This window comes from Paenibacillus sp. P3E (assembly GCF_001909045.1).
GTDB lineage: Bacteria > Bacillota > Bacilli > Paenibacillales > Paenibacillaceae > Paenibacillus_AQ > Paenibacillus_AQ helianthi.
Genome location: NZ_LVWH01000192.1, coordinates 15,841 through 40,903, shown reverse-complemented (window position 1 = coordinate 40,903; position 25,063 = coordinate 15,841). Strand labels below are relative to the sequence as shown.

General features: G+C 53.2%; 18 protein-coding genes and 1 riboswitch. Of the genes, 2 read left to right on the top strand and 16 right to left on the bottom strand.

Annotated elements, in window-relative coordinates:
* The first annotated feature begins 152 nt into the window (after positions 1 to 152).
* Complete coding sequence (locus A3842_RS23110) at positions 153 to 335, top strand: transcriptional regulator (RefSeq protein WP_074084638.1); 183 nt, start codon at positions 153 to 155, stop codon at positions 333 to 335.
* A 156-nt stretch (positions 336 to 491) separates the two neighbouring features.
* Here A3842_RS23110 and A3842_RS23105 read toward each other — a convergent pair whose 3' ends face one another.
* From A3842_RS23105 to metA, 4 genes are all read right to left on the bottom strand, one after another.
* Positions 492 to 4,814, bottom strand: a complete 4,323-nt coding sequence (locus A3842_RS23105) for a bifunctional 2',3'-cyclic-nucleotide 2'-phosphodiesterase/3'-nucleotidase (RefSeq protein WP_074102870.1) — start codon at positions 4,812 to 4,814, stop codon at positions 492 to 494.
* 284 nt (positions 4,815 to 5,098) lie between these two features.
* On the bottom strand, positions 5,099 to 6,235 hold the full coding sequence (gene mqnC, locus A3842_RS23100) for a cyclic dehypoxanthinyl futalosine synthase (protein WP_074102869.1): 1,137 nt from the start codon (positions 6,233 to 6,235) through the stop codon (positions 5,099 to 5,101).
* 249 nt (positions 6,236 to 6,484) lie between these two features.
* Entirely contained in the window at positions 6,485 to 7,651 is a 1,167-nt protein-coding gene (locus A3842_RS23095; protein WP_074102868.1) for an aminotransferase class I/II-fold pyridoxal phosphate-dependent enzyme, read from the bottom strand.
* A 148-nt stretch (positions 7,652 to 7,799) separates the two neighbouring features.
* Positions 7,800 to 8,729 carry a homoserine O-acetyltransferase MetA gene (gene metA / locus A3842_RS23090; RefSeq protein ID WP_074102867.1) on the bottom strand — a complete coding sequence of 310 codons (930 nt, stop codon included), beginning with the start codon at positions 8,727 to 8,729 and terminating at the stop codon, positions 7,800 to 7,802.
* Between the two features lie 87 nt (positions 8,730 to 8,816).
* Positions 8,817 to 8,955, bottom strand: a riboswitch (SAM riboswitch).
* Between the two features lie 427 nt (positions 8,956 to 9,382).
* Here metA and corA point away from each other — a divergent pair.
* The gene (gene corA, locus A3842_RS23085; RefSeq protein ID WP_074084643.1) at positions 9,383 to 10,318 is read left to right on the top strand and encodes a magnesium/cobalt transporter CorA; all 936 of its coding nucleotides are present in this window, start codon (positions 9,383 to 9,385) and stop codon (positions 10,316 to 10,318) included.
* Between the two features lie 71 nt (positions 10,319 to 10,389).
* Here corA and A3842_RS23080 read toward each other — a convergent pair whose 3' ends face one another.
* The 12 genes from A3842_RS23080 to cobJ all read right to left on the bottom strand — a co-directional run bounded on the left by A3842_RS23080 (position 10,390) and on the right by cobJ (position 24,975).
* Complete coding sequence (locus A3842_RS23080; protein ID WP_074102866.1) at positions 10,390 to 11,334, bottom strand: 1-phosphofructokinase family hexose kinase; 945 nt, start codon at positions 11,332 to 11,334, stop codon at positions 10,390 to 10,392.
* 136 nt (positions 11,335 to 11,470) lie between these two features.
* Complete coding sequence (locus A3842_RS23075; protein WP_074102873.1) at positions 11,471 to 12,490, bottom strand: HRDC domain-containing protein; 1,020 nt, start codon at positions 12,488 to 12,490, stop codon at positions 11,471 to 11,473.
* Between the two features lie 280 nt (positions 12,491 to 12,770).
* A complete protein-coding gene (locus tag A3842_RS23070) occupies positions 12,771 to 13,652 on the bottom strand; it encodes an ROK family protein (RefSeq protein ID WP_305953394.1) in 882 nt (293 codons plus the stop codon).
* 613 nt (positions 13,653 to 14,265) lie between these two features.
* Positions 14,266 to 15,762, bottom strand: coding sequence for a cobyrinic acid a,c-diamide synthase CobB (locus tag A3842_RS23065; RefSeq protein WP_074102865.1), 1,497 nt, complete (start codon positions 15,760 to 15,762; stop codon positions 14,266 to 14,268).
* Positions 15,755 to 16,870, bottom strand: a complete 1,116-nt coding sequence (locus tag A3842_RS23060) for a cobalt-precorrin 5A hydrolase (protein WP_074102864.1) — start codon at positions 16,868 to 16,870, stop codon at positions 15,755 to 15,757. The genes A3842_RS23065 and A3842_RS23060 overlap by 8 nt, the downstream gene beginning before the upstream one ends.
* Positions 16,863 to 17,666, bottom strand: a complete 804-nt coding sequence (gene cobM / locus A3842_RS23055) for a precorrin-4 C(11)-methyltransferase (RefSeq protein ID WP_074084647.1) — start codon at positions 17,664 to 17,666, stop codon at positions 16,863 to 16,865. Before cobM ends, A3842_RS23060 begins: the two co-directional genes overlap by 8 nt.
* Positions 17,663 to 18,391, bottom strand: a complete 729-nt coding sequence (gene cobI / locus A3842_RS23050; RefSeq protein WP_256701819.1) for a precorrin-2 C(20)-methyltransferase — start codon at positions 18,389 to 18,391, stop codon at positions 17,663 to 17,665. Before cobI ends, cobM begins: the two co-directional genes overlap by 4 nt.
* A 41-nt stretch (positions 18,392 to 18,432) precedes the next feature.
* Positions 18,433 to 19,677 (bottom strand): bifunctional cobalt-precorrin-7 (C(5))-methyltransferase/cobalt-precorrin-6B (C(15))-methyltransferase, encoded by a 1,245-nt coding sequence (locus A3842_RS23045; RefSeq protein ID WP_074102863.1) that lies wholly within the window; start codon positions 19,675 to 19,677, stop codon positions 18,433 to 18,435.
* Positions 19,670 to 20,821 (bottom strand): cobalt-precorrin-5B (C(1))-methyltransferase, encoded by a 1,152-nt coding sequence (locus tag A3842_RS23040; protein WP_083609698.1) that lies wholly within the window; start codon positions 20,819 to 20,821, stop codon positions 19,670 to 19,672. Before A3842_RS23040 ends, A3842_RS23045 begins: the two co-directional genes overlap by 8 nt.
* Positions 20,822 to 20,875: 54 nt before the next feature.
* Positions 20,876 to 21,547, bottom strand: coding sequence for a precorrin-8X methylmutase (locus tag A3842_RS23035; protein WP_074102862.1), 672 nt, complete (start codon positions 21,545 to 21,547; stop codon positions 20,876 to 20,878).
* Positions 21,548 to 21,556: 9 nt separating this feature from the next.
* The gene (cobK, locus tag A3842_RS23030) at positions 21,557 to 22,336 is read right to left on the bottom strand and encodes a precorrin-6A reductase (RefSeq protein ID WP_074102861.1); all 780 of its coding nucleotides are present in this window, start codon (positions 22,334 to 22,336) and stop codon (positions 21,557 to 21,559) included.
* Positions 22,337 to 22,341: 5 nt separating this feature from the next.
* The gene (gene cobJ, locus A3842_RS32665; RefSeq protein ID WP_178382396.1) at positions 22,342 to 24,975 is read right to left on the bottom strand and encodes a precorrin-3B C(17)-methyltransferase; all 2,634 of its coding nucleotides are present in this window, start codon (positions 24,973 to 24,975) and stop codon (positions 22,342 to 22,344) included.
* Positions 24,976 to 25,063: the final 88 nt, after the last annotated feature.

The following is a 25,063-nucleotide window of genomic DNA, read 5'->3' as shown; positions in this document are numbered from 1 at the left end:
CCATAAGATATGTATTTGATATGATTATGATATCACTTATGGATATTGTTGTAAACTAAAAATATCACTGCATTCCGTCCTATTATCTCTTATACTAAAGAACCTATCTGAATTCATAGTCTTACAATTAAATGGAGAAGGACGTGGAACACATGAGTGTTAAGGAGCAAGTATTGGATATTATCAAGGCATCAGCAACGCCGCTAAGCGCAGGCGAAGTTGAAAAGCTGTCTGGTCTGGAACGCAAAGCTATCGATAAAGCCTTCACTGAGTTGAAAAAAGAAAATGCAATTGTCTCCCCGGTCCGCTGTAAGTGGGAAGCTGCTACAAAGTAACCCCCAAAGAGACCCGTGTGCATTAAACATACACGGGTCTCGCCATATACTGGTCATCTCTAGCTATCACTGCATCAAAAAAAAGGAGCTCCGCTGTCATCCAAAGATGACACTGAGCTCCTTTTTGCATTTGTTATTTCATGCTGGGTTCAAAGCTTAGGAAGCCTTCTTTTCCAGCATACGGTAAATGATAACCGCCGCTTGAGCGCGGGTTGCATCGCTCTTCGGTGCGAATTTCTCTCCATCCACCCCATTGACAATACCAAGCTGTGTAAGCTGGGCTACTGCATCCTGGGCGTAAGAAGCAATCTTAGACTTGTCGTTAAAGTTTGCCAGCGCTGACTTGGTATCCATTGGTTTCAATTGATCTTTAAGTGCAGCGGCGATCATCATCGCCATTTCTTCGCGGGTCACTTCACGCCCCGGTTCAAACTTGCCGTTGCCGGAACCTTTCACAATACCCGCATTAACAGCAGCAGTGATGGCATCTGTGTACCATACTCCTTGCTTCACATCATTAAATGAGGCGTTTGCTCCTGAAGTACTGAGATTCAGGGCACGAACCAGCATCGTTATGAATTCAGCACGCGTTACGGTTTTGTTCGGTGCGAAGTTGCTTCCGTCCAGACCCTTCACAATACCTTTGGATGCCAAAGAGCTGATAGCCTCTTGTGCCCATGCCACTTTACCCAGGTCCTTAAAGTTCGGTGCAGGTGTTGCAGTTGGAGCTGTTGGTTTTACACTTGGTGCAGGTGTTGCTGATGCAGCCGGCGTAGCCGTAGGAGTAGGTGTTGGTGTTGCCACAGACCCTCCCGGGTTCGAAGTTGGAGCCGGAGCTACAGTATTATTCGTGATTCGGCCTTCAACTTTTGCTGTGATTTGACCGCCCTTGAAAGTATTCTTAACGTAATTGTAGAATACATCCAGGTCAATCGGACCGGCCAGGGATTCACTGGCTGCAGTCAGCACCTTATAGTTGTCGCCGCCTGCAGCCATGAAGTTATTAACTACCGCAGTATAGTTTTGAGTCATGCTGATTGGTGTTCCGTCTGTCTTGGTAAGATTAGCGATACGATCAGCAACCGGCAAATACATGTTGGCCGTATATTTCAGGCCGGAAATTTGCAGTGTCTTCGTATCTGCAGTTCCATCAGCTTTGGTTGCCCATTGCTGCTGCAGCAGTGTCTTGATCTGTGCACCGGTAAGGGTCAGCTTTACAAGCGTGTTGCCAAATGGCTGGATCTTGGCCAAGTCGCCAAAAGACACATTGCCTTTCGGAAGATCAGCGCGGATACCACCCGGATTCATAAAGGCGAAATCAGCGAGACCTTTTCCATCGTGGAAATCAGCTTGACGCATAGCGTCTGCAATCAGGTTCCCTAGAGCAGCCTCATTATTGTAAGCATCAGTGCGGGTTACTGTTCCGTCTGTAGTACCTACAGGCAGAGTCAGTTCAGGGTGAAGTTTCAGATATTTGTCCACCAGGGCTGCAGTTTCCGCATCTGGTGTAACATTCTTTTGAAGAGTGCTGGTTACAGTCGCCGATTTGCTCTTCACATCACCAGTTACACTATCAATAACCAGCTTGATGTCTTCGAAAGCTGTACCATAGGAATAGGCTTGAACAATCAGCTTGCCGTTTACAACGCCATTAGCAAGTGCATGGTTGTCCCCTGCTACCACGACGTCAACAGGTGAGTTCGCCGGAAGAGCGTTAGCTAGGTCAGCCGCTTCTCCCGTAGTCACATCTGCTTTGGTTGTCGCCGGATCATGTGCAAGCACAACAATCGTCTGTACGCCTTGCTTCTGAAGTTCTGCGGCATATTTTTCAATCGCTGCAACTTCTTCTGTGGCGCTCAGGAATTTTACGCCTTTGGTTCCCTCAGGAGAGACTTTGCTTGGAGTGGCTTTGGTTACCACACCGATAAATCCGATTTTCACACCGCCTACTTCTTTAATTACGTAAGGGTTAATGATCGGATCTCCAGAAGAGCTGTCTACCGCGTTTGCATTGATGTAGTCAAAATCTGCGCCTTTATGAACGATAGTAGTGTTATTGACGGTCTTAGGATCTTTACCGCCAAAAATCTGTGTTTTCAGGGCTTCAACACCTTGGTCAAACTCATGGTTACCCAAGTTGCCCACATCGAATTTCATCAGGTTCATCCATTCCATCGTCGGCTCATCACGCTCAAGCGAGGATACTGGCGCAGATGCGCCAACTGAGTCACCGTTATGGAAGAGCAACGCATTTGCATATTTCGCACGGGTATCTTTCAAGTACGCTGCAAGAGTTGCTGCAGTTCCTACTGCATCGCTACCTACATAAGAAGTGGTGTCGAGTTGGCCGTGGAAGTCGTTGACCCCGAGCAGGTGAACTTCCACATCTCCGGTTGGAGCAACTGGAGTTTCTTTTAGATTAAGATTATAGATTTCAAATCCTTTGACATCTTTAGTGCCTGTGTCTGTAACATTGGCAGGCTTCACAGCAGCTGCCTTCGGTGAAGAAGTGAAGGTCACATTGACGTTCCCTTTGATTGGAGCGATCGACCAGTTGTTGTCTGCTGTCGGATCAACGGTGCCGGCTGCACTGATATAATCCATCAGTACCTGGCGGTTTTCCATTTGGGAGTCAATAATCATTTTCCCAGCTTTAACACCCGGGAAGTTACCGCCGCCGCTTGCGCGGTAGTTATTGGTAACCACGATGAACTGTTGGTCATCCTTCAAAGGTTCATTGCCGTACGTAATGGAAGTCACACGGCTGGAAGACGCATCATTAATCGTTCCATCCGGCTTGTACTTCGCATTTTTGGTTACATCAATTGTATATTTAATACCATCGATGACATCGAAGTTGTAAACAGCGAAAGCCGAGTTCAAAAGCGGCTGTGGAGTGGAGATCGCCGGTTTGATACGGTTGAATGCACCTGCACTCATCTCTACCCATTCCTTCACTGTAGAGCCTTTGACCACAATGGCTTTCAGCGTGTTGTCATAGAGATACAGGTCACTTGCGCTCGCAATCGTAAGATCGCCCTTTTGAATTTCAGTATACTCCTCAGGGCCATTGCGTCCGGCCTTGAAGGGTGCGCCTACACTTAGAATCGGCAGGTCCTTATACGGGGCAAGCTTAGCATCCGTATTGACCAGATTCGAAACATATTGCTGCTGGGCATAGGTTACGATCTGAACGGTCGGATCATCCTGCACCAGAGCAAAGTAGCTGTTCATCGGAGCATTGGTTTTCCCGAGCGGCTGATTCACATATTTGATCGTTGCTGCATGGGCAGCTCCAGCCACTGCATCGATAGCAGGATCAACGGCTACTCCGGTAATGGAGCGTGTAGAAGCCTTTGAAGATGCCTTGTCAACTTTCCAGCTGCTGCCATCCTTTACGATCTTCAGATCGATCAGACCCAGGTTGCCCCCGCCATAACCGGCTTGAACAGCTGGAACGCCGTTGATATGACCGTTGAGGTTATCGATCTTTGCTACATCGGAATCATATGGCTTTTTGGTTGCCGGATCCTTAAAGGAAGCATCCAGCTTAGTGTCATCCCCGTTCGTCGGGAACACCTTATGCGTATGGGAGAAGGTGATGGCGTCAATGCCATCAACCTTGCTCAGCAGGTTAATGGCATTCTCAGCTCCGGTTCCCGCAGCTGCAGTCGCATCAAACCCGGAGTGGGCCATGGCAATAATGACATCTGCGCCGGCACCCTTCATGATAGGAACAAATTTGGCTGCAGTTTCAGCAATATCCTTGGTGATTACCTTGCCTTCCAGATTCACCTTGTCCCAATCCATGATTTGCGGGGTCACCAACCCAAGGAGGCCGACATTAACCGTTACCTCATTACCGTTGCTGTCCTTAACTTTTTTAGGAATGATGACATACGGTACAAACGTATTTTTATCATCGGATACATTATAAATATTTGCATTTACATAAGGGAATATTGCTCCGGTATCAGCCGCACCGCTTCCTTTGATCGTACGGTCCAGATAGTCCAAGCCATAATTGAATTCATGATTGCCAAACGTTGCAGCATCATACCCCATAAGGTTCATGGCTGCAATAAGCGGATGAATCTGGTCTGGACTTGTCTTAAAATCTGATACCTGGGCCATATATGTACCCAGCGGTGTTCCCTGAATCAAATCACCGTTGTCAAGAAGGAGATTGTTCGGTTCTTGGGTCCGGGCTTCTTTTACCAGCGTTGATGTGCGGTCCAGACCTACTGTAGTAGAAGCCGCATTTTTGAAGTAGTCCCAACCGTATACATTGGTGTGTACATCCGTGGTGCTCATCAAGCGCAGATTAACTGTTCCAGGAGCAACAGCTTCAGCGCCTGCAGCCTCTGCCTTGCTCGCCCCCAAAACCGGAACTGCAAAAACTCCGCCCAGCACTTGTGCTGCCAGAACGGTGCTCGCCAATAAAGCGGCTACTGGCTTGTTCCATCTTTTTTCTACCATAAGTCAGATATCCTCCCCATATGTTTCTTATTCCTACTTATGCTGACCGCAAGATTGTATCATATCCAAAATTATGAATCTAGCAAAAACCATTAAATCTAATTAATAGTTGTGTAAAATATCACATCATTAGGGCTTTTTTTGTTCTTAATGACGATAAAAGTTTACAAAAAACAAAAAAAACGCCTATTCTCGAGGTTTTCATTAACGAAATCACTCAAGGATAGACGCCGCAAAAAAATCTTACACACAACGTTATGAATCAATAGATTTTTATTGAAGAATTAGTTCTGCATTACAAAATCATTGTCAATCTTCACATTACCGTCCTCAAAGGTCCGCAGGATATCGTAGCGCGTGTTGCGCTGTGCCGGAATTTTGCCGGTCTCGCGGATCAGCTGCGTGATCGACTCAATGTTGACCTTGTAGGTCGCACCCGCCGAGGAAACCACATTCTCTTCTATCATCGTGCTGCCAAAGTCATTGCAGCCATATTGCAGCGACAGCTTGCCGACTTCAGGCCCCATGGTTACCCATGAGGACTGGAAGTTCTTGATGTTATCAAGCACCAGGCGGCTGATGGCTACCGTCTTCAGATATTCCTCGGGGGTCTGCCGGTCCAGCTTCAGGTTCGTATTATCCGGCTGGAAGGTCCAGGAGATAAATGCCAGGAACCCTTCGGAATCATATTTATTCGCAATACACTCATCCTGGGCTTCACGCACCCGCAGCAGATGAAGTGCCCGCTCCTCCATACTCTCGCCAAGGCCAATCACCATGGTCGCCGTAGTGTTCATGCCGATCTTGTGAGCGGTCTGCATCACATCCATCCATTCACGCCACGAGCCTTTGAGACGGCTGATTTTGCGGCGGGTCCGGTCATCCAGAATTTCTGCACCACCGCCGGGAAGGGAGTCCAGGCCTGCCGCATGAATCTCGCGGACCACCTGTTCCAGCGGCAGACCGGATACTTCGACCATTTTCATAATCTCCGCAGGAGAGAAGGAATGCATAGTGATCTCCGGGAACCGCTGCTTAATTCCGCGCAGTAAATCCGTATAGTAGCTGAATGGCAGGTTCGGGTTGGTTCCGCCCTGCATCAGGATTTCCGTTCCGTTGACGTCGATGGTTTCCTGGATTTTCTGAAAAATCGTCTCGTCCGGAAGCACATAACCTTCCTCCGAGCCCGGTTTCCGGTAAAAGGCGCAGAAACGGCAGTACACATCACATACATTCGTATAATTAATATTGCGGCCAATCACAAATGTAGCCAGCGGGTCTGGATGCCAGCGTTTCATGATGATATCAGCGGCAGCGCCCATTTTCTCAATTTCGTTGCTCTCGAACAGCCGAATCGTGTCCTCCAGGCCAAGACGTTCACCCTTCAGCGTTTTGTCCAGAATCAGATCTATCGCACTCATCGTTCGCAGCCTCCTTTTTATGCCCATACTATATAAGAATGGATAAATAAAATTTGTACAACTTTTAAATAAGCTCGTTACTCCATCGTATCACAATCCGAACGGCTTGAAAAACCTTTGCCTCGCAGCGGGAACAATATTGAGACTCGATGGTGAAACACTTAAATCCATATATTCTAAAAAAAAGCAGCCTCCGCTTTGAGGCTGCTGCCAAGTTCATTATTCAGCTGCCATAGTCTGAACGGATGCTTACTCCAGCTCGGCCCGGGCAGCTTCCAGCGCCTGACCAAGATCTGCAATCAGGTCGTCCACATGCTCAATGCCTACAGAGAAGCGCAGCAGACGGTCATCCACGCCGACCGCATCGCGGATTTCCACCGGAATGTCGGCATGGGTCTGGACCGCCGGATAGGTCATCAGTGACTCCACGCCGCCCAGACTCTCGGCGAAGGCGATCAGACGGATATGGCGCAGCAGCGGCTCGACATATCTGGCGTCTTTTACCTTGAAGGAGAAGATTCCGGTGTTGCCTGAGGACTGGCGGTTCTGAATCTCATAGCCGGGATGATCAGGCAGTCCGGGGTGGAACACCTCAGCGATGGCTGGATGCTCGAGTAAATAGCGGGCCATCGCCAGGGCATTGCTCTCATGTCGCTCCATACGCAGAGCAAGTGTCTTCATCCCCTTCATTAGCTGGTAGCTGTCGTTCGGCGCAAGCACTGCCCCCAGTGAATTATGAAGAATTGCCATTTCTGCAGAGAGCTCGGTGCCTTTGGTTACAATCAGTCCGGCGAGGACATCGTTATGCCCCCCCAAATATTTGGTTGCGCTATGAACGATGATATCTGCTCCCAGCTCCAGCGGCCGCTGGAAAAAGGGAGTCAACAGCGTATTATCGACAATGGTGAGCAGCCCATGACGGCGTGACCATGTACAGACCGCTTCAATATCCGTAATCATCATCAGCGGATTGGTAGGCGTTTCAATAAATACAGCCTTGGTATTCGAACGCCGTGAAGCCTCCAGCCCGTCCAGATCATTCGTATCCACATAGGAAGCGCTGATGCCATATTTGGAGAGTATCCGTTCAAGCAGACGGTAGGTTCCGCCATACAGGTCCAGCGAAACCACCAGATGGTCACCCTGTCCAAACAAGGCAAACACTGTCGTCAGCGCCCCCATTCCAGAGCTGCAGGCAAAAGCCGCGTCGCCCGATTCCAGCTGTGCCGCAGCTTCTTCCAGCACCGAGCGGGTAGGATTCTTGGTACGGATATAATCAAACCCCGTGCTCTGCCCGAGTCTGGGGTGACGGAATGCCGTCGCGTTGTAAATCGGATAATTAACCGCTCCTGTAGCCGGGTCCTCCAGTGAACCTATCTGTGCCAATCTGCTCTCAATCCTCAGTTTCTCATCCATTGCTGCTGCCTCCTAAGTGTGATGTATGCGCAAATCTCTTCTATATATCAAGCAGTAATGGCTTCGCTGTCCTATAAAAAGGATGGTACCATTTCAGTGAGGAATAGAAGGATAATCGATAGCGTGAAATATATAGAATCTTATATTTTTAAAATACTAAATAATCAGCCTGGTCTATATCGTAAGGGGTCTCCTGGTATACATAGTAATTGAGCCAATTAGCGAATAATAAGTTGGCATGGGCACGCCAGACAGCCGGCGGTGTGCGCTGCGGGTCATCCTGCGGATAGTAGTGCTTCGGAATGGCAATGTCCATCCCTTTGGCAATATCCCGGTCATACTCCCATTTTAACGAAAATGGATCATATTCAGAATGTCCGGTCACAAAAATTTGTTTTCCGTCAAGCGTTGAAACCAGATACACTCCGGCTTCCTCGGATTCGGCAAGAATCTGCAGCTCGGGATTCGCAAGAATATCTTCACGCGAGACATCCGTGTGCCGGGAATGCGGAACATGGAACACCTCGTCAAAGCCGCGCAGCAGCTTCACGTTAGTATGGCTCACGGTGTGCGGAAAAACGCCAAAACATTTCTCGTCCAGATCAACCTTGCGTACGCCGAAGTGATGATACAGCCCGGCTTGTGCCGCCCAACAGATATGCATGGTCGAGGTCACATTGTGCTTGCTCCATTCAAATATTCCCTTAAGCTCTTCCCAGTAGTTCACATCTTCGAACTCCAGCTGCTCCACCGGAGCGCCGGTTACAATCAGCCCGTCAAAACGGCGGTCGCTGATCTCATCAAAGGTTTTGTAAAAACTCTTCAAATGTTCTGCCGAAGTGTTCTTCGAGGTATGGGAGCTCGGGTGCAGTAGCACAACATCTACCTGAAGCGGTGAATTCCCGACCAGACGCAGCAGCTGTGTCTCTGTGGTTTCCTTGGTAGGCATCAAATTCAGGATGGCGATTCGCAGCGGGCGGATGTCCTGGTGGAAGGCCTGGCTTTCATCCATTACAAAAATGTTTTCTCCGGACAAAACTTCTTTCGCCGGCAGACTGTCGGGAATTTTAATTGGCATATCAGTTTCCACTCCTTCATTGAGCTGAATATAAAAAAGACCTTTCTCGGGCGAGAAAGGTCATATATCTGTTAGTCATATGCGCCTCTCTCATCTGCCAGAGAACTTGAGCCAAGCAGCCTGAAAGGCTTACCTGCAAAAGCTTCCGCAAGAATTAGCACCGTGCGTTCACACGCCGGTTGCCGGGTTTCATCGGGCTAGTCCCTCCACCTGCTCTTGATAAGATTTAGCTGTATTCAATTGAGAAAAAGTCACATAACGTTAAATGCTTTTCTTAAAATTCACTTTAAATCATGAACCTCCTTTTCGTCAAGTCCATACAATGCTAATGGGTCCTTTACAGCCTCAAGAATTTAGCTTGAAAGACCTATACCCGGAGGTTATACTAGACAAGGGTTTCAAAGGCCCTACCTGACGAAAAGAAGAGGTGAGAGAAGAATGGAAGGCGACCCGAGTTCGCAGTTAAGCGTCCAGAAAGAGCAACCACACAGGATTAACATCAGCTTGCCGGCGGCGGGAGCATTTCTTCTTCATGCCCTCGAACTGTCATTTGGCCTCATGGATTGACCGTACCTCCGGCCAAGCTGATTTTTCCCTGTGCCTATATTAGCACAGACCCTGGAGAAGACTAGGGTCAAGAGGAGTGGAATCAGATGAAAATCCGGTTGGTAAACGCAGGAGTTTTTACCCCTGTGGATGACATTGAAGAAACATTGACTGTCCCCGCAGAGGGATTTTATTGGATTGATGCGGATGTTGAGGATCTGGAGCTGCTTCAGCCTTTGTATAATCTGCATGATTTAGCCGTGGAGGACTGCCTCAGTGAAGAGGATCAGCGCCCGAAGCTTGAAATTTACGAAAGCCATTATTTTATTGTAGTTAACAGCATCCGTTTTGATGATGAGGAGATTTTCCTCCGTGCACTCAACGTGTTTCTGGGCAGACATTTCATTATTACCGTGACCAAGCAAAAGATTCACGAGCTGCGCGTGCTGAAGCCCGTTCTGTGGGAGCAGGAAGTCAGCGAGCCGGACCGGTTCCTCTATCTGCTGATCGACCTTGTCGTAGACAACTTTTTCTCCGTCGGTGACCGGATTGAAGCGCGGATTGAGAAACTCGAAGAGGATATCCTGATGCACACCAAGAAATCGCATTTGAGCGAGATCATCGGTCTGCGGAGTGAAATTCTCTGGTTGAAGAAAATGCTGGGACCACAGAAGGAAGTTATCAACACACTTAACAAAAAAGACCTCCGTCTGATCGATGATCAGCTGCAGAAGTATTTTAGCGATATTTATGAAAATGCGGTCAAGATCTCTGAAACCTTTGAAACGTACCGCGATCTCATGGGGAACTTACGTGAAGCTTACCAATCCAGTATCGCCAACCGTGCCAATGAGATCATGAGAGTCTTCACCGCCATTACCACTATATTCATGCCGCTGACGGTCATCACCGGGATCTACGGGATGAACTTTGATAATATTCCTGAAATCCATACCCGGTACGGCTACTATGGAGTCATTGCCGTCATGGTTACACTTGGCTGCGGGATGCTGGTTATATTCCGTAAAAAGGAATGGCTATGAATCATACTGGACGAATAAGCAGGACGAAGGCCCCCTATACCGCATGGTAAGGAAGCCTTCGTCTTTTTGGTTTACTTTAGAGCTTCTGCATCTGCCGCCTCTATTTGCGCGAACAATCGTTCCGCATCTCCGCGTTTACACAGCTGACGCTCAGGGTTCATTACGGCCGCCGCTCCAGAGGCGATTCCGAATTGAACGGCCCGGCGCAGCGGCCAGCCCCGTTCCAGGCTGTAGACCAGCCCGCCTACCAGACTGTCACCGGCTCCCACCACACTCAGTACAGGAACTTCAGGGGCCTTGAGATGTTCACAGCCATCCCTTGTTATCAGCAAAGCGCCCTCGCCGCCAAGGGATACCAATACTACCTCTGTCCGTCCTTGCTCGATCAGTTCCAGCGCAGCTGCCCGAACCTCCGCATCACCTGTAATTGCGTGTCCAGCCAGCTCCTCAAGCTCACGTGCATTGGGTTTGAGCAGATATACTCCGGCATCCGCAGCCTTTTGCAGTGCTTCGCCCGAGGTATCCACAATAACCTTCGCCTGCCATGGCTTCACTGCCTCAATGACGCGGCCATAAAAATCTGCCGGACAGCCTGGAGGCAGGCTGCCGCTGGCCACAATATAGCTAGGCTTCCCGGTCAACGACTTCAATTGATCCAGGCACTGCTCCCAGTCGCCTTCAATAAAATGGGGGCCCGGCATGTCAAACCGGAACTGTTGCCCTGTGGATTCCTCCACGACAATCAGATTTTCCCGCGTCTGTCCGGAAATCGGGATCTCCTGGTGGCTGACGCCCTCCTTACCCAGCATCTCATGCAGCAGTTGCCCGTGAAGTCCGCCAGATGCATACAGAGCCAAGGACTCTCCGCCCAATCTGTGGATAGCCCGGGAGACATTGATCCCGCCACCTCCAGGTTTATAGGATGCCTCCTTGCAGCGCAGCTTGTTGTCCGGTACTACCTTGTCAATCCCTGTGCTGGCATCTACGCTGGGGTTAACCGTTAATGTTACGATCATCGGGTCTCTCTCCTTTTTACTCGGAATACATGTATTTTACTCCAAGATACAGTATTCTCCTAAAGGGAGGTCTCCATGAAGAGTGCTTCAATCAAGACACTTCCAATAATGATTCTGAAGAGGATGACCAGACTACCTAGAAATTCGTTGCCACACCTAGTTGAACCGCCTGCCCCCGCCGGTAACGGATGCGGATTAGGCGCAGCCGCTCATAGTAGACATCCAACCCTTCTGCAGGAGAGAAGCCTTCCCCATAGGCTTTGTAAAGGACAGGCTTCAGGAAGGTATCTCCCATAAGCTCGTAGGCAGTCCATACCTCGGCTTGCTCGTTGGGGGATACATCCGCCATTTCAAGTGCAATGAGTTTCTCCACGGAGTATCCGTCTTTTTCCAGTTCTTCTACAGCTTCAAGCACCTCACGGCGGCTCACACCACCCTGTGCCTTCAACTGCTCCATCCCAAGACCTTCCTCGATTCCCTGCAGCAGAACCCTTCGCAGCCGCAGCCGCTCCAGCTGCTTCTTGTATTTCAGCTCCTTCTGCTTGTACTGCCAGGCCATAAACCGCTCCTCATCAACGGCCTGATGCACCCAGCCCAGTGGAAAACTATGCTCCCGCTCTATGGCAGAGGTGATGCTCAGCCAGTCTCCGCCGTATTGCGAGGCTTTGCCCTCGCCTACACCCGGAATTTGCAGCAGCTCCTCCGGTGTACGGGGAAGAAAGGCGCTCAGCATCCGCAGCAGCCGGTTGCTGGCAAGAATGTAAGGCGCCTTCCGTTCACTGGAGGCCTTCCCCCGGCGCCAGGCGCACAACTCTTCATAGATGGATTCGTTGCCATGATGCTCGCTGAAATATTGCAGTTTCAGCTGTTCCTGATTGCGGGTGCCGGTGAGGCTGTCCTCATCGTGAAAGGAACCATCAATCAGCGGCCGATAACCGTCGCCCATCTTCACCGCGAGCTCATGCCGGTAAACGCAAAGCATCTCATTCCAGGAGCCGCCTTCATACCACAAGTTGTCTCCCATTTCCTCTGTACCGGAGAATTCACGCCAGCCAAGGCGCCAATGGCCTTCTTCTTCCCCAATCCAGAGCTGGGCGAATACCTCCTGATCGGCCCCGGATATTCTGGATAAACGGTTCATAAATACAATTTGCATCTGCATTCCCTACCTTCCTCGTCTTACAGTATGCATCATTCCCGTGCTGGCCGGATTCCGAGTTTTGCCGGACAAGCCAAAGCCCCAGGATAATAAAGGATGGCTGAAAATCTGAAGGCTATTCATCCTTAAATTTACACACAAAAAAGCACCTCTCTCACGAATTGCGTGAAAGAGGTGCTTCCTCTGGATGCTATACTGTTAATGCTTACAATACCTATTTATAGCGAAACAGTCAATCTCTTTTTATTCCGGGCAAAAATGGCTTAGCCGGCCTCCGCTACTCCCGGTCCAATGCCAGCTTAGCCAGTCCAAGCGCTCCGGAAAGACCCGCATTATCCCCAAGCTGCGGCGGAACAATATAGCTGCCGATGGCCTCATTCAGTGCAGGATGCTGAACATAGCCGCCCAGCAGCTCCTGAAGCTGTGTATGAATCAGCGGGAAAAGCTGGCTCTGCTTCATGACTCCGCCACCCATGACAATCTTCTGCGGCGAGAGAATAAGCACGTAATTCATCAGCGCATGCGCCAGATAGTGGGCTTCCATTGCCCAGGCCGGATGATCCGCCGGCAGCTCACCTGCCGGTTTGCCCCAGCGGGTGCCAATCGCCGGACCTGCCGCCAGTCCTTCCAGGCAATCGCCATGATAAGGACAAAAACCTTCAAAAGTATCTTCCGCATGGCGGCGCACAAGAATATGTCCCATTTCGGGATGAGACAAGCCATGAACAAGCTTACCTCCCACTACAGCACCAGCCCCAATTCCTGTGCCGACTGTGATATAGAGACAACTGTCCAGCCCTTGGGCCGCACCCCACTTGTATTCTCCCAGCGCCGCACCATTCACATCCGTATCAAAGCCGATAGGCACTGAAAAATGCCCGGCAACCGTTCCAACCAAATTATATTGTCCCCAATAGGGTTTAGGGGTGGTTGTGATGTAGCCGTAGGTCGGGCTGCCAATCACCGGATCAATAGGACCGAATGAGCCAATGCCGATGGCTTCTACATTTTTCCCGCTAAAATAATCCAGCACAAGCCCCATTGTTTCCTCAGGTGTGGTCGTCGGAAAGCTGACCCGGTCGATAATCGTACCGTCCTCGTTTCCAATCCCGCATACAAACTTTGTTCCCCCTGCTTCAATAGCTCCAAGTACTTTCACTGCAGCATTCTCCCTTCCCATAAACGTTCGGCCGTAGACAGGCCATCCGTGTAATAGAGCGTTCTCTTCTGAAATATAGCCTCGGATTGGACCCAGCCAAATCGAGGGTCTTCTCTGAAATTCCATCCTCTGATAGTGCCGCAGAAAGAGCGGCATGGGTAGCATATGCCCTTATTATACGTGGCCTGCTGATATATGACAAGCGGTTGACACATCAAAAAAGAAACTAGTTAGTAGACGGAAGTCCAGGCTTCTACCACACTCAGGATCAGATTTAGTAAAATTAAAGTAGAATAAATTCACCTCACGTTACGCATCCGCCAGGCTGGAGCGAACCGATGTGGAAAAAGTAGACTTAATCTGTGCCGTATGGCTGACCCATCACCTGTAGTGGGAAAAAGTAGACTTAATCTGGTCCAATTGATCCTAAAATGGTAAATTCGCTTGAATTAAGTCTATTCCGTCCCACTAAACTCTTTTTCGGAGCGTATATCAGCGATTTAGTTTTACTTTTTCCACTAAGGTCATGGCTTGAAAGGCTTCACCGTCCCCCAAATGTGCGAACAGTCCATTCTGGTCAGCCAAACTCAATCCTCCTTCAAAGGTATCAGCCTTATGACTCCAGGAAGCCTGTCTTTCTCCCCCGGTAGATACGGCAGGCTTCTACAAGCCGGGCTGCTGCCGGAAAATAGGAAGCCAGATGGATATGCGCATAGGCTGCCATGACATTCCCGGATACATACCCTTCCGGCTGGCTGCCGCTTCTGCCATGACTGTCATAGGCATACAACTGTGACTCTCCCTGTGCATAGTTCATCTGGGAATAGTGGAATTCGTGACCACGCAGGCGTTCTCCCTGCTTCAGTAACAGGCAGTCTGCCCGGGCGGTTACTTCGCGGTAGCCGAGTGCAGCGCGCTGCTTCTGCATGACCGTGTCAGCGGGGATAATCCCGGCCATTTGATGCATAGCCCCGCTCCGGTCGGTAAGACTCCGGGCCAGCACCATGTAGCCGCCGCATTCCGCGTACAGCGGCATCCCGGCTGCCGCAGCAGCCCTTAGGCCATCCATGAAGATACTATTTCCGGCGATCCCGGCAGCAAATTCTTCCGGGAAGCCGCCACCGATGTAGATTCCGTCTGCTTGTGGCGGTACACCCTCGCCGCTAAGCGGACTGAAGTAAGCCAGCCTTGCCCCGGCTTGGGCCAGCAGCTCCAGATTATCGGCATAATAAAAATTGAATGCCGCATCCCGTGCAACAGCGATGACCGGCGCAGGATCATATGCAGTGACCATCGCTTGGGGAGTATCCTCTGACGGTTTCCCGGCTGCTGAAACCTCGTCCGACCCAAGTCCCTTCGCTTTAGGATAGCGAAGGGCCGGCGCTGCCGCAGCAAGCTCCAGCAGCAGATCCAGATCGGTACCGGCCTCCAGCAGGTCTGCGGCGCGGTCGAATAACGGCTCCAGCTCACCGCGTTCGACAGCAGGCAGCAGTCCTAAATGCCGCTCCGGGATATCCAGTCCCCGGTCCCGTTCCAGCCATCCGATGACCGGAATATGGCAAGCCACTTCAATCGCCGCTTTGACTGTCCGGTAATGGCTGGCGCTGCCGCAGCAGTTCACGATCACTGCTGCGATATGCACCCCTGGCTCCAGCAACTGGAAGCCTAGGACAATCGCGGCCGCACTGCGGCCCATGCTGCGCACATCCACCACCAGCAGCACCGGACTATCCGTGAGCAGGGCAATTTCCGCCGTTGATCCGGTAAGCGCGGTCGCCTCTTTACCGTCATACAGCCCCATAACGCCTTCAATGACCGACAGATCGGCGGCCTCCGAGGAACGCAAATAATACTCCAGCATATATTCGCTGGAGGTCATCCAGGCATCCAGATTCCGGGCCGGCCGTCCCGTTACAGCCGCGTGGTAGGCAGGATCGATATAATCCGGGCCGCATTTGAAGGCCTGTACGGTAAGACCGCGCCGGGCAAACGCCCGGAGCAGTCCCAGTGTCACCGTTGTTTTGCCTGATCCGCTACCTGTGCCGGCCACCACAAAGCGCGGACGGAGCTGTGAAGGCCGCTCCCGCTCCGCTCTGCTCTCCTCATTCATGCAAGCTCTCCCCCGCTTCGTTAAACCTGACTCTCACTACAGCAATGGTTACATTACCGCTTTTTTTCTTCTTGAGCACAAGATCGCGGGCACCTGAGGACAGCAGGGCTGCCGGCTCGCAGACGCCGTAAGCTCCAGTCGCCTTAAAGACCGTCTCCGAAGGCTGCTCCAGCACGACCGTATTCAGCTGCTCCGGCGAATATAAGGCCAACTTCCAGCCGTATTTTGCACATAAGGCTACCAGACCAGCTTCATCCCCTTTGATCCCTGCGGTGGCAACATTGCGGACACTAAGAAGCGAAAGCCCCAGCTCCACCAGTGTATCCTGCACCACCGTTTCAAGCTCCTCCTGCGAGGTGCCACGGTTGCAGCCGAGCCCAAGCACAAGGCTGCGCGAACGGTAGACTACGGCCCGCTCGCCCAGTGCCGCCGACTCCGGCCCGGTCAATAGCCGGTCCGTGACCACGATCGCCGCGCTGAACGGTGCTTCCTGCAGCTCTGCCATGCTTCCGCAGAGGCGGACATGGGCAGGCAGAACCGCTCCCGGCGGCAGCCAGCTGCGTTCGCCGCTCTCCTGCAGGAAGGCCACCGCCTCCCCGTTGACCAGGGCGGCACTGACCGTTTTCATCGGCGCGAAGTGGTCTGCGCGCCAGCCGAACTCTGCACCGAGCAGATCCACGGAGAAGATGCCCTGCACATCCGAGGCGGTAGTGATCACCGGATGGCTGTCCAGCAGCTGCGCGATCTGCAGCGTCAGCCTGTTGGCCCCGCCCAGATGCCCGGAGAGCATGCTGATGACATGCTCTCCGCTTTCGTCAATAACGATGACGGCGGGGTCGGTTCTTTTATCCGTCAGCAGAGGAGCTATCAGCCTGACCGCCGCCCCCAGCGAAAAGAATAGAATAATCCCTTCGTACTGCCGGAACAGCTTCGGAAGCAGCTCTCTGACCGGCTCCGCGAACACCTGGAGGGCGCTTGAAGTCTCTTGCAAGTCTCCGCTGTACTTGGCATAACCATACACCTCCGTATCCGCAAGCAGCGCTCCCAGCTTCAGCGCCAGACGGATGCCGTTTGTGGTAATAGCAACCGCCGCATACCGGCTAGCCATCGGATTCGGCTCCTTCCCGGCAGCCGTGGGTAAACGTCTTGTCGTACAGCTTGGAACGGTGCTGATCACGATCAGTAAGCGCCGGATCAAGCGCCCAGCCGGCGAGGATCATCGCATGCATGGTAATGCCCGCATCCCGCAGATCATCTGCAAGACGGGACACCGTTGTCCGCAGAATCTGCTGGTCCGGCCAGGTCGCCCGCTTCACAACAGCCACAGGCGTGTCCGGACTCCACCCGGCAGCGAGAAACTCTGCAGACACATGTCCCGCCAGTGAAGCGCTGAGGAACAGGGCTACGGTGCAGTGATGCGAAGCCAGCTGCCGCAGCTGCTCCCGCTCCGGCACCGGTGTCCGCCCTTCGGCACGGGTCAGAATCACCGTCTGCGTCAGGTCCGGTACCGTCAGCTCGGCGCCCAGCGCCGCCGCGGAAGCAAATACAGAGCTGACCCCCGGCACGATCTCATAGCTGACACCGCACAGCTTCAGCAGCGACATCTGCTCCAGAATCGCCCCGTACATGGAAGGGTCGCCAGTATGGACGCGGGCTACGCTCTTCCCCTTCTTCACCGCCGCTGCCATGATCTCTACCTGCTGCTCGAGATCCATTCCCGAGCTCTGCAGCACCTCGGCTCCCGGCTTGGCGCCGGCAATGAGCTCCCCGCTAACCAATGAATCTGCGTACAGCACCACATCCGCGGAGCGCAGGATCCGGCTGCCTTTTACCGTAATCAGTTCGGGATCACCCGGGCCGGCTCCTACAATATAAACCTTTGGCTCTAAGCTCGACTTCGTCATTTGCTCACCACCATAAGACTCAGATATTCCAGCTCATGACCACGCAGCTCGCGTGCATCCCGCCACACCGTTTCATACGGGGAGGTCACCTTGGTGACTACAGATGCTTTTCCTTCAAGGCCCAGCTCGTCCAGCACATCCAGCACCAGGTCCAGTACCTTCGCCACCTTTAAAAACACTACTGTATCATGATGCAGCAACGCCTCCTTCAGCGCCTCGCGGTCGTCCGTAGCCGGAATAATCCCCACCCGCTGATTGCCGTCGGCAAGCGGTTGTTCCAGCGCCGCAGCGGCCCCCAGCACCGACGAAATCCCCGGAATTGAAACAACCGGTACACCTGGATGCTGCTCCTGCATCAGCCGGGCCAGATGAATGAAGGTGCTGTACAGATTCGGATCGCCCTCCGTCACAAAAGCAACATCCCGGCCCAGCTTCAGCTCGTTCCAGCACAGTTCTGCCGTACGGTTCCAGCCGCTGGCCAGGAGATCCGGGTCTTTGGTCATCGGGAACACCAGGCCCAGCATAACCTTTTCGTCTGCATTAACATGCAGCTCTACAATCTCGTGGGCATAGGATTTCCCGCCCTTTTTGGTAGCCGGGTAGGCAATCACCGGACATTCCTTCAGCAAACGGCAGGCCTTCAGTGTAATCAGCTCAGGATCACCTGGACCCACGCCCACACCGTACAAGGTGCCGGTCCTGTTATCCATTTCTTGTGTTGTCATCTGCGCTTCCCTCCTATGTACTGCTAAGTAAGTGCAACATCCTAATCTTTGGGGTTATTGCAGTCCTGCCTGCGGCCGCTTACCACGTAAACGGGGTTCATCCCCTCAAACCGGGTCATGCCGAGAATCGGCTTCCCCCGGGAAGCTTGAATCTGCGTCACTTCGACAGCCATTCCTTCAAGCTTCAGCGACTCCATACTGGAATAGAGCGTCTCAACCGTTATCGCTCCGATAACAAGCCGCCCTCCGGGCCGCAGCCGCTGAGCACAGAGGGAAATAATCTCCTTCAGGTTGCCTCCGCTGCCGCCGATAAACACCGCATCCGGGTCCGGCAGCCGGTTCAGGCCAAGGGGTGCTGTGTCATGGATGATCTCAAAATCAGCGCGGAATTTACGGCGGTTGGCTTCCATGTTGGGCAGGTTCTCTGCACTTTTTTCAAGGGCGTATACCTTGCCGAGGCGGGCAATCCGCGCGCACTCCGCCGCCACTGCCCCCGATCCGGAACCGATATCCCAGACCACTGCGTCCTCGGATAAATTCAGCTCTGACAGGACAAAGGCCCGCACCTCGCGCTTCGTGATCAGGCCTTTCTCCGGACGCCGCTGCTGGAAGGTTTCGTCGGGATAGGCAAATCCCCGCCGCACTTCACGGACAGCCTCCGTCTTGCGCCGCAGGATCACCACGTTCAGCGGAGCAAAGCTCCCTTTTCCCAGCTCATCCAGCTCCCAGAACCGGCAGGCCTCCTCTTCCCCGCCCAGCCGCTCGCAGACAAATGCCTCATATTCCGTCATTCCAAACTCGCATAAATAGGCTCCTATGACTGCAGGGCTGTTGACCTCATCGGTCAGCAAAGCGATTTTGCGCTTACCGTCGATCCGCTGGGCCAGCCCCCGTATTGGACGGCCGTGCAGACTGACCAATTCCGCATCCTGCCAGCTGTCCCCGAGACGGGCAAACGCAAGCTGCACACTGCTGTAATGCGGAATCACCTCGACATGCTCCGGGCCGAATCTGCGGACCAGATACCCGGCAATGCCAAAAAACAGCGGGTCTCCCGAAGCCAGCACCACGGCACGGCGCTCTTTCCATACTTCCTCCAGTTTGTCTGCAAAGGCCTTCAGGCCGTTCTTCAGCACAATCTTTTCCCCTTGGTAGGTGTTAAAAAAAGATAACTGCCTCTCCCCTCCGAGCAGCACTTCGCTTCTATGCACCTTGCTCAGGCTATCCGGGGTCAAGCCTCCGGCTCCGTCCTCACCGATACCAATAATATATATAATGTCAGCCACGGATCTCCGTCCTTCCCAGCACCCGGCCCTTCATGGTGATCAGCACCATCTCCACCGTCATGCCGCCATGCACATGCTCCAGACAATGCCTGCAGGCATGCAGGCACAGCTGCTCAAAAAAAACGCCATTCCCGGCCTCCGTCATGTAGTCCACAACCTGTGAGGCTGTATTGGCTCCGGCAATCTCCGCTACCTGTCCGCAATCTGCCCCCGACTCCGCTGCAATCCTGGCCAGAAAACTGAAGTCGACCGGAGCATGTTTGGAATGAATCAGCATGGCGCCCTGCGCGACCTTCGAATACTTGCCTGCCATTCCTACCAGCGTAACTTTGCGGATTCCGAAGGCCTTGGCGTGTTCCAGCGAGTAGCCGACATATTCCCCCATCTGGATAAAAGCTTCCTCCGGAAGCGCTTCGAACATCGCCATAGCATATTTCTCACTGCTGCCGCCGGTGGTCAAAATAATCTGTTGGTTCCCCATTGCCGCAGCGACTGAAATCGCCTGCACCACGCTCGCCTTATAGGCTTCGGTGGAGAACGGCGTTACCACGCCGCGCGTACCCAGGATGGAAATGCCGCCGAGGATGCCAAGCCGGGGATTTAACGTTTTCAGTGCAATGGCTTCGCCTTCCGGCACACTGATGACCACCCGCAGCCCCCGGGCGGCGCCATGCTCCTCAAGCACCTCGGATACCTCCTCCAGGATCATGCGCCGGGGCACCGGATTAATCGCTGCTTCCCCAACCGGCACCGGCAATCCCGGCTTGGTCACTCTCCCCACACCTTTGCCACCATCAATCTCTACGCCAGGTATATCGCTCCAGCTTACAGCTGCCTCAATCCTGGCCCGATGCGTCGCATCCGGGTCATCTCCGGCATCCTTTACAGTTGCACAGAATGCCGAGTCCATGCCGCTGCGACCGCCCCCCGTCAGCTCGAACGTATGCCGGAAACCGGCGGGCAAACCAATCTCCACACGCTGAGGAACTTCGCCCGTAATCAGCAGAAGTGCTGCGCCTTTGGCGGCTGCGGCAGCACAGGCACCCGTCGTGTAGCCCCGGCGCAGCGCCGCCGGGGGATCAACATCCTCCAAATTCGCGCTGGGCTTACGGCCCTGCAAATCAAGTGACTCCTGTTGTCCCATGAGCTGAATGCCCCCCTTTCTCTGCTGTTTTAGCGTATTTTCACCACCGCTCTACTATCCCTGTTTCTGTGATTCTGCCGCTTGACGGACGGCCAGCAGGCTGAGTGCGTTGACTGCTGCAACCACAACCGTACTTCCGCCCTTGCGTCCGATGTTAGTGATATAAGGAATATCCAGCTTGCGCAGCTCATCCTTCGACTCGGCAGCAGATACAAAACCGACCGGCATGCCGATCACGAGTCCCGGTTGTGCAGCACCTTCTTTGATCAGACGGATCAATTCCAGCAGCGCCGTTGGCGCATTGCCAATCACATAGATCCCGCCAGGCGCTTCGGCGCAGGCTTTGCGGGTTGCGAGGATGGCGCGGGTTGTCCCTTCCGCCTTGGCAGCCTCAATCACATCCGGATCAGAGATATGTACCCGGACCTCGCCGCCGTATTTGTGAATCCGCTCCTTGGCAATCCCGGCTTCCACCATACGCACATCTGCAATAATGGGCTTCCCTTCCAACATAGCGGAAATTCCCGCCTCCATCGCCCGGGGATGAAACACCAGACTCCGTCCCAGTTCAAAATCGGCAGAAGCATGAATAATCCGCTGCACGACCGGGTACTGTAAAGGGCTAAATTCATGCTCCCCCAGCTCCCGGGTTATCATTTGAAAGCTCAGGCTTTCTATTTCCTGCGGCTGCACCGTAAGCGGCTTAAAATCCGTGCCAAACTCCATAGTTATCCCTCATTTCTTAATACAAGCTGTAACCGCGGAGACCATCTCTTCAAAGGACTGATACACCCGGCTGCTATCTCCAAAGACCGTTTGGGGGCGGGCAATCAAAATGACGCAGATTCCCATATCAAGCGCCGCATAAACCTTCTCATCGAGGGAACCTTCGGCGCCGCTCTCTTTTGTAACCATGACATGTGTACCGTACTGTCTATACAATGCTTCGTTCAGTTCCCGTGAAAAGGGTCCCTGCAGCGCAATGATGTTGCGCTGCTCTATCCCAAGGGAGAGGCATTTCTGTATATTTTCCAGACAGGGCAGCAGTCTTACTGTCAGCCGGATCGCAGAATCACCCAGCAGCTGTTCTGTAAAAATCTCTAAAGTTTTGCCGCCGGTAGTCAGCATAATAGAGCCTTCCAGCTGCTTGGCCCTGCGGGCAGCCTCTTCATAGGAATGCACAACAATCAATCGTGGATGCTTGTCATAACTGACGCTGCGCCGCTCATACCGCAGATAGGGCAGTCCTAGCGCAGCAGCGGCTCCCATCGCATGGGCATGCGCCTCCTGTGCAAAGGGATGGCTTGCATCGATGATGGCGCTGCAGCCGTTCTCCCGCAGACAGGCGATCATTCCTTGTTGATCCAGCCTTCCGACTCTGGCCGGAATGCCTGCTGCTTCAAGGCGTTCCGCACCGCTTACCGTCACGACGGATGCCAGCAGCCTAAACCCTTCACGGGACAGGGTCAGCGCTAATTCACGGGCATCACTGGTACCACACAGCATAAATATCATCGCGGTCAGCGCGCCTTTGGAGCCGTTGCCGGGTGCAGCACATCCCGTGAAACATCAGACGGGGTCAGGGTACCCGCAGCCTCTCCAGCCGCAGTTGCAGGTACACCTACTGTTGTCTCATGGTTGTGTACATGATGATCATGCGTGTGATCGTGCGTGTGATCGTGCGTGTGATCGTGCGTGTGATCGTGCCCGTGATGTCCGCCATGATGCCCGTGACCGCATTCGTGCCCGTGACCACATCCATGGCCTTCTCCCCCATGGGAGCCGTGATTATGCCCCTCTTCACAGTGATGGTGGTGGTGATGATGGTGATGAATAGATGCTTCATCGCGGTATTTGCAATTGTCGCAGTTGGCTGCGGTCCGGCCTGCTATAGTCTCATCAATCCGATCTAGCAGCATAGCGGACAGCAGCGGGTGTGAGCCTAGATAGCTCCCTGCCTCTACTTCAATCTCCGGGTGAGCTTCAGCAAAATCGTTCACCGTTTCGCTGAACTGCTTCATCAGCACCCCAGTGAACAATAAATACGGCAGCACGATGATTTTACGTGCGCCAAGTGCCAGGCACCGTTCCAACCCTGCGTTCAGCGAAGGCTTGGCCATGGCAATAAAGCAGGCCTCGACGCTTTTATAGGAAGTTCTTTCCCAGAGCATCCGTGTAAGTTTACAGAGGTCACTGTTCGCATCCGGGTCACTGCCTCCCCGGCCCATGATCAGCACAATGGTGTCTTCATCTGGTACATTGACCTTTTCCTCTGACAGTGCAGCTGCCGTCTCCAGCCGTGCAGATGCCTGAATCGGCCGCGACAACGGCATAGCCCCGGCGATGCGGTCCATCAGAATGTCTACCGCTCTCTCCTGCACGCCAATCGGTCGGCCATAGATAAATTCCACACCCGGATATTTCAGCTTTGCTTGATCCAGAGCCATCGGAATATCCAGCTTGGAATGTCCCGCCGCGAACAAAATAATCGGCACCACATAGACCTTACCGGCTCCTCCACGCACACATTGATCTATCCCTTCGGAAATGGATGGGGCCGACAACTCGATAAAGCAGGTTTCAATCGTAAGCTCCGGCCTCCGGGCAGCCAGCAAACTGGTGAAACTCCGCAGCTCCTCATTCCCCTCTTCCACACGGCTGCCATGTCCTACTAACAGCACAGCCGTTCTCCGGCGGGCACTTTCCGGGTTCTGCAGATGCTTGTGTTCAGCATGCAGTATGCTCTTCGAACTTGTAAAGTTCACAGCAATTCCCCGGCCCATCCGTTCAAAAAAAGTATAAAACCGCTCATTCGGATAGCCTTGCGCACAGTATTGTTCCACAACCGCTGTTACAGCGGCTATCGCTTCCTCTTCGTTCATTTCCTCACGGACCCGTGTGCCCGCATGTGCGGCACGTCCGGATTTTTTGCCGCCAAGGTACAGTTCAAAGCTTCCTTTGGAATAGATAAGGCCGATATCCTCCAGCACCGCTGAGTTGCACGCCATCCCGCAGCCAGTTACGCTGATCTGCAGTTCTCTAGGCGTAGATCGGCCGTTCAGCTGTTGAAATAACCGTTCTGCCGCTGCCCGGGCACCTTCTTTTCTCAAGTCACAAAAGCCACAGGTTTTCACCTTCACGTAGTCGCCCGGAGGCGATTCGTTTAGCCCTACCGCTGCGGGCTCATTGACTTCCGGTGGATACCCGACGTTCAGCACCGCTCCCGCGTTCACTGCATCCGTTTCACGTTCTGCTTGCACTTTCAGTACCGGACCAGCCAAGGTCTGCCCAGTAGTGGAAGCTTCACCGCCTGCCAGTGCCGCCGCCAGCGACCAAGGCTCCGCTGAGGTCCGCAGCCGTTCGTGCGGCTTCAATACCTGCGTATCTGCGCCTAGGCTATACTTGCGCCCGTAGCCGCGCGGTGTAACCAGGAGGCCTTCATAGACTATTGTGGCGGAATTCCCGACGATCACCGTCGAGAGCATACCGATCTCATGATTCAGCATATCCTGAAGCGTCGTGACGATGGTCTGCTGCCGGTCACGGTAGGCGCTTTTTACGATCCCGACCGGAGTGGCAGGTTCCCGGTAGCGGAGCAGAATCTGACGGGCCTCTTCAATCTGGTGGGTACGCTTCCCGCTGCGCGGATTGTAAAAGGCAATTACGAAGTCCGCGGCTCCCGCCGCTTCTACACGTGCCGCAATGCTCTCCCAAGGCGTAAGATGGTCACTCAGGCTGATCGTGCAGGAATCGTGCATAATCGGTGCCCCTAGCAGTGAGGAGCAGGATTGAATGGCCGATATCCCTGGAATCACTTCGACCTCTACACCAGTGTCGGGGGTCCAGCCCCGTTCGATCAGCACTTCGTAGACCAGCCCCGCCATTCCATATACACCCGCATCTCCGCTGGAGATGACCGCAATGGTCTGCCCGGCTTCGGCCCGGCGAACCGCTTCCTGGGCCCGGCTAACCTCCTCGGTCATGCCTGTACCGACAACTTCCTGATGGCGCAGAAGCGGCCGGATCAAGTCCACATAAGTGCTGTAGCCGATCACGGCCTCACTTTCTTCCAGCGCCGTTAAAGCGCGGCCCGTAATATGCTCCATAGCACCAGGCCCAAAGCCGATAATCAGCAGCTTTCCTAGCTTGTTCATTCTTGTTCCCCCGTTCGTGTGTAATGCTGTTCAACTGCTTCCTCTATGGCCTGCATCAGCGCATTAACCCTCACCGTAGTTCCTAACC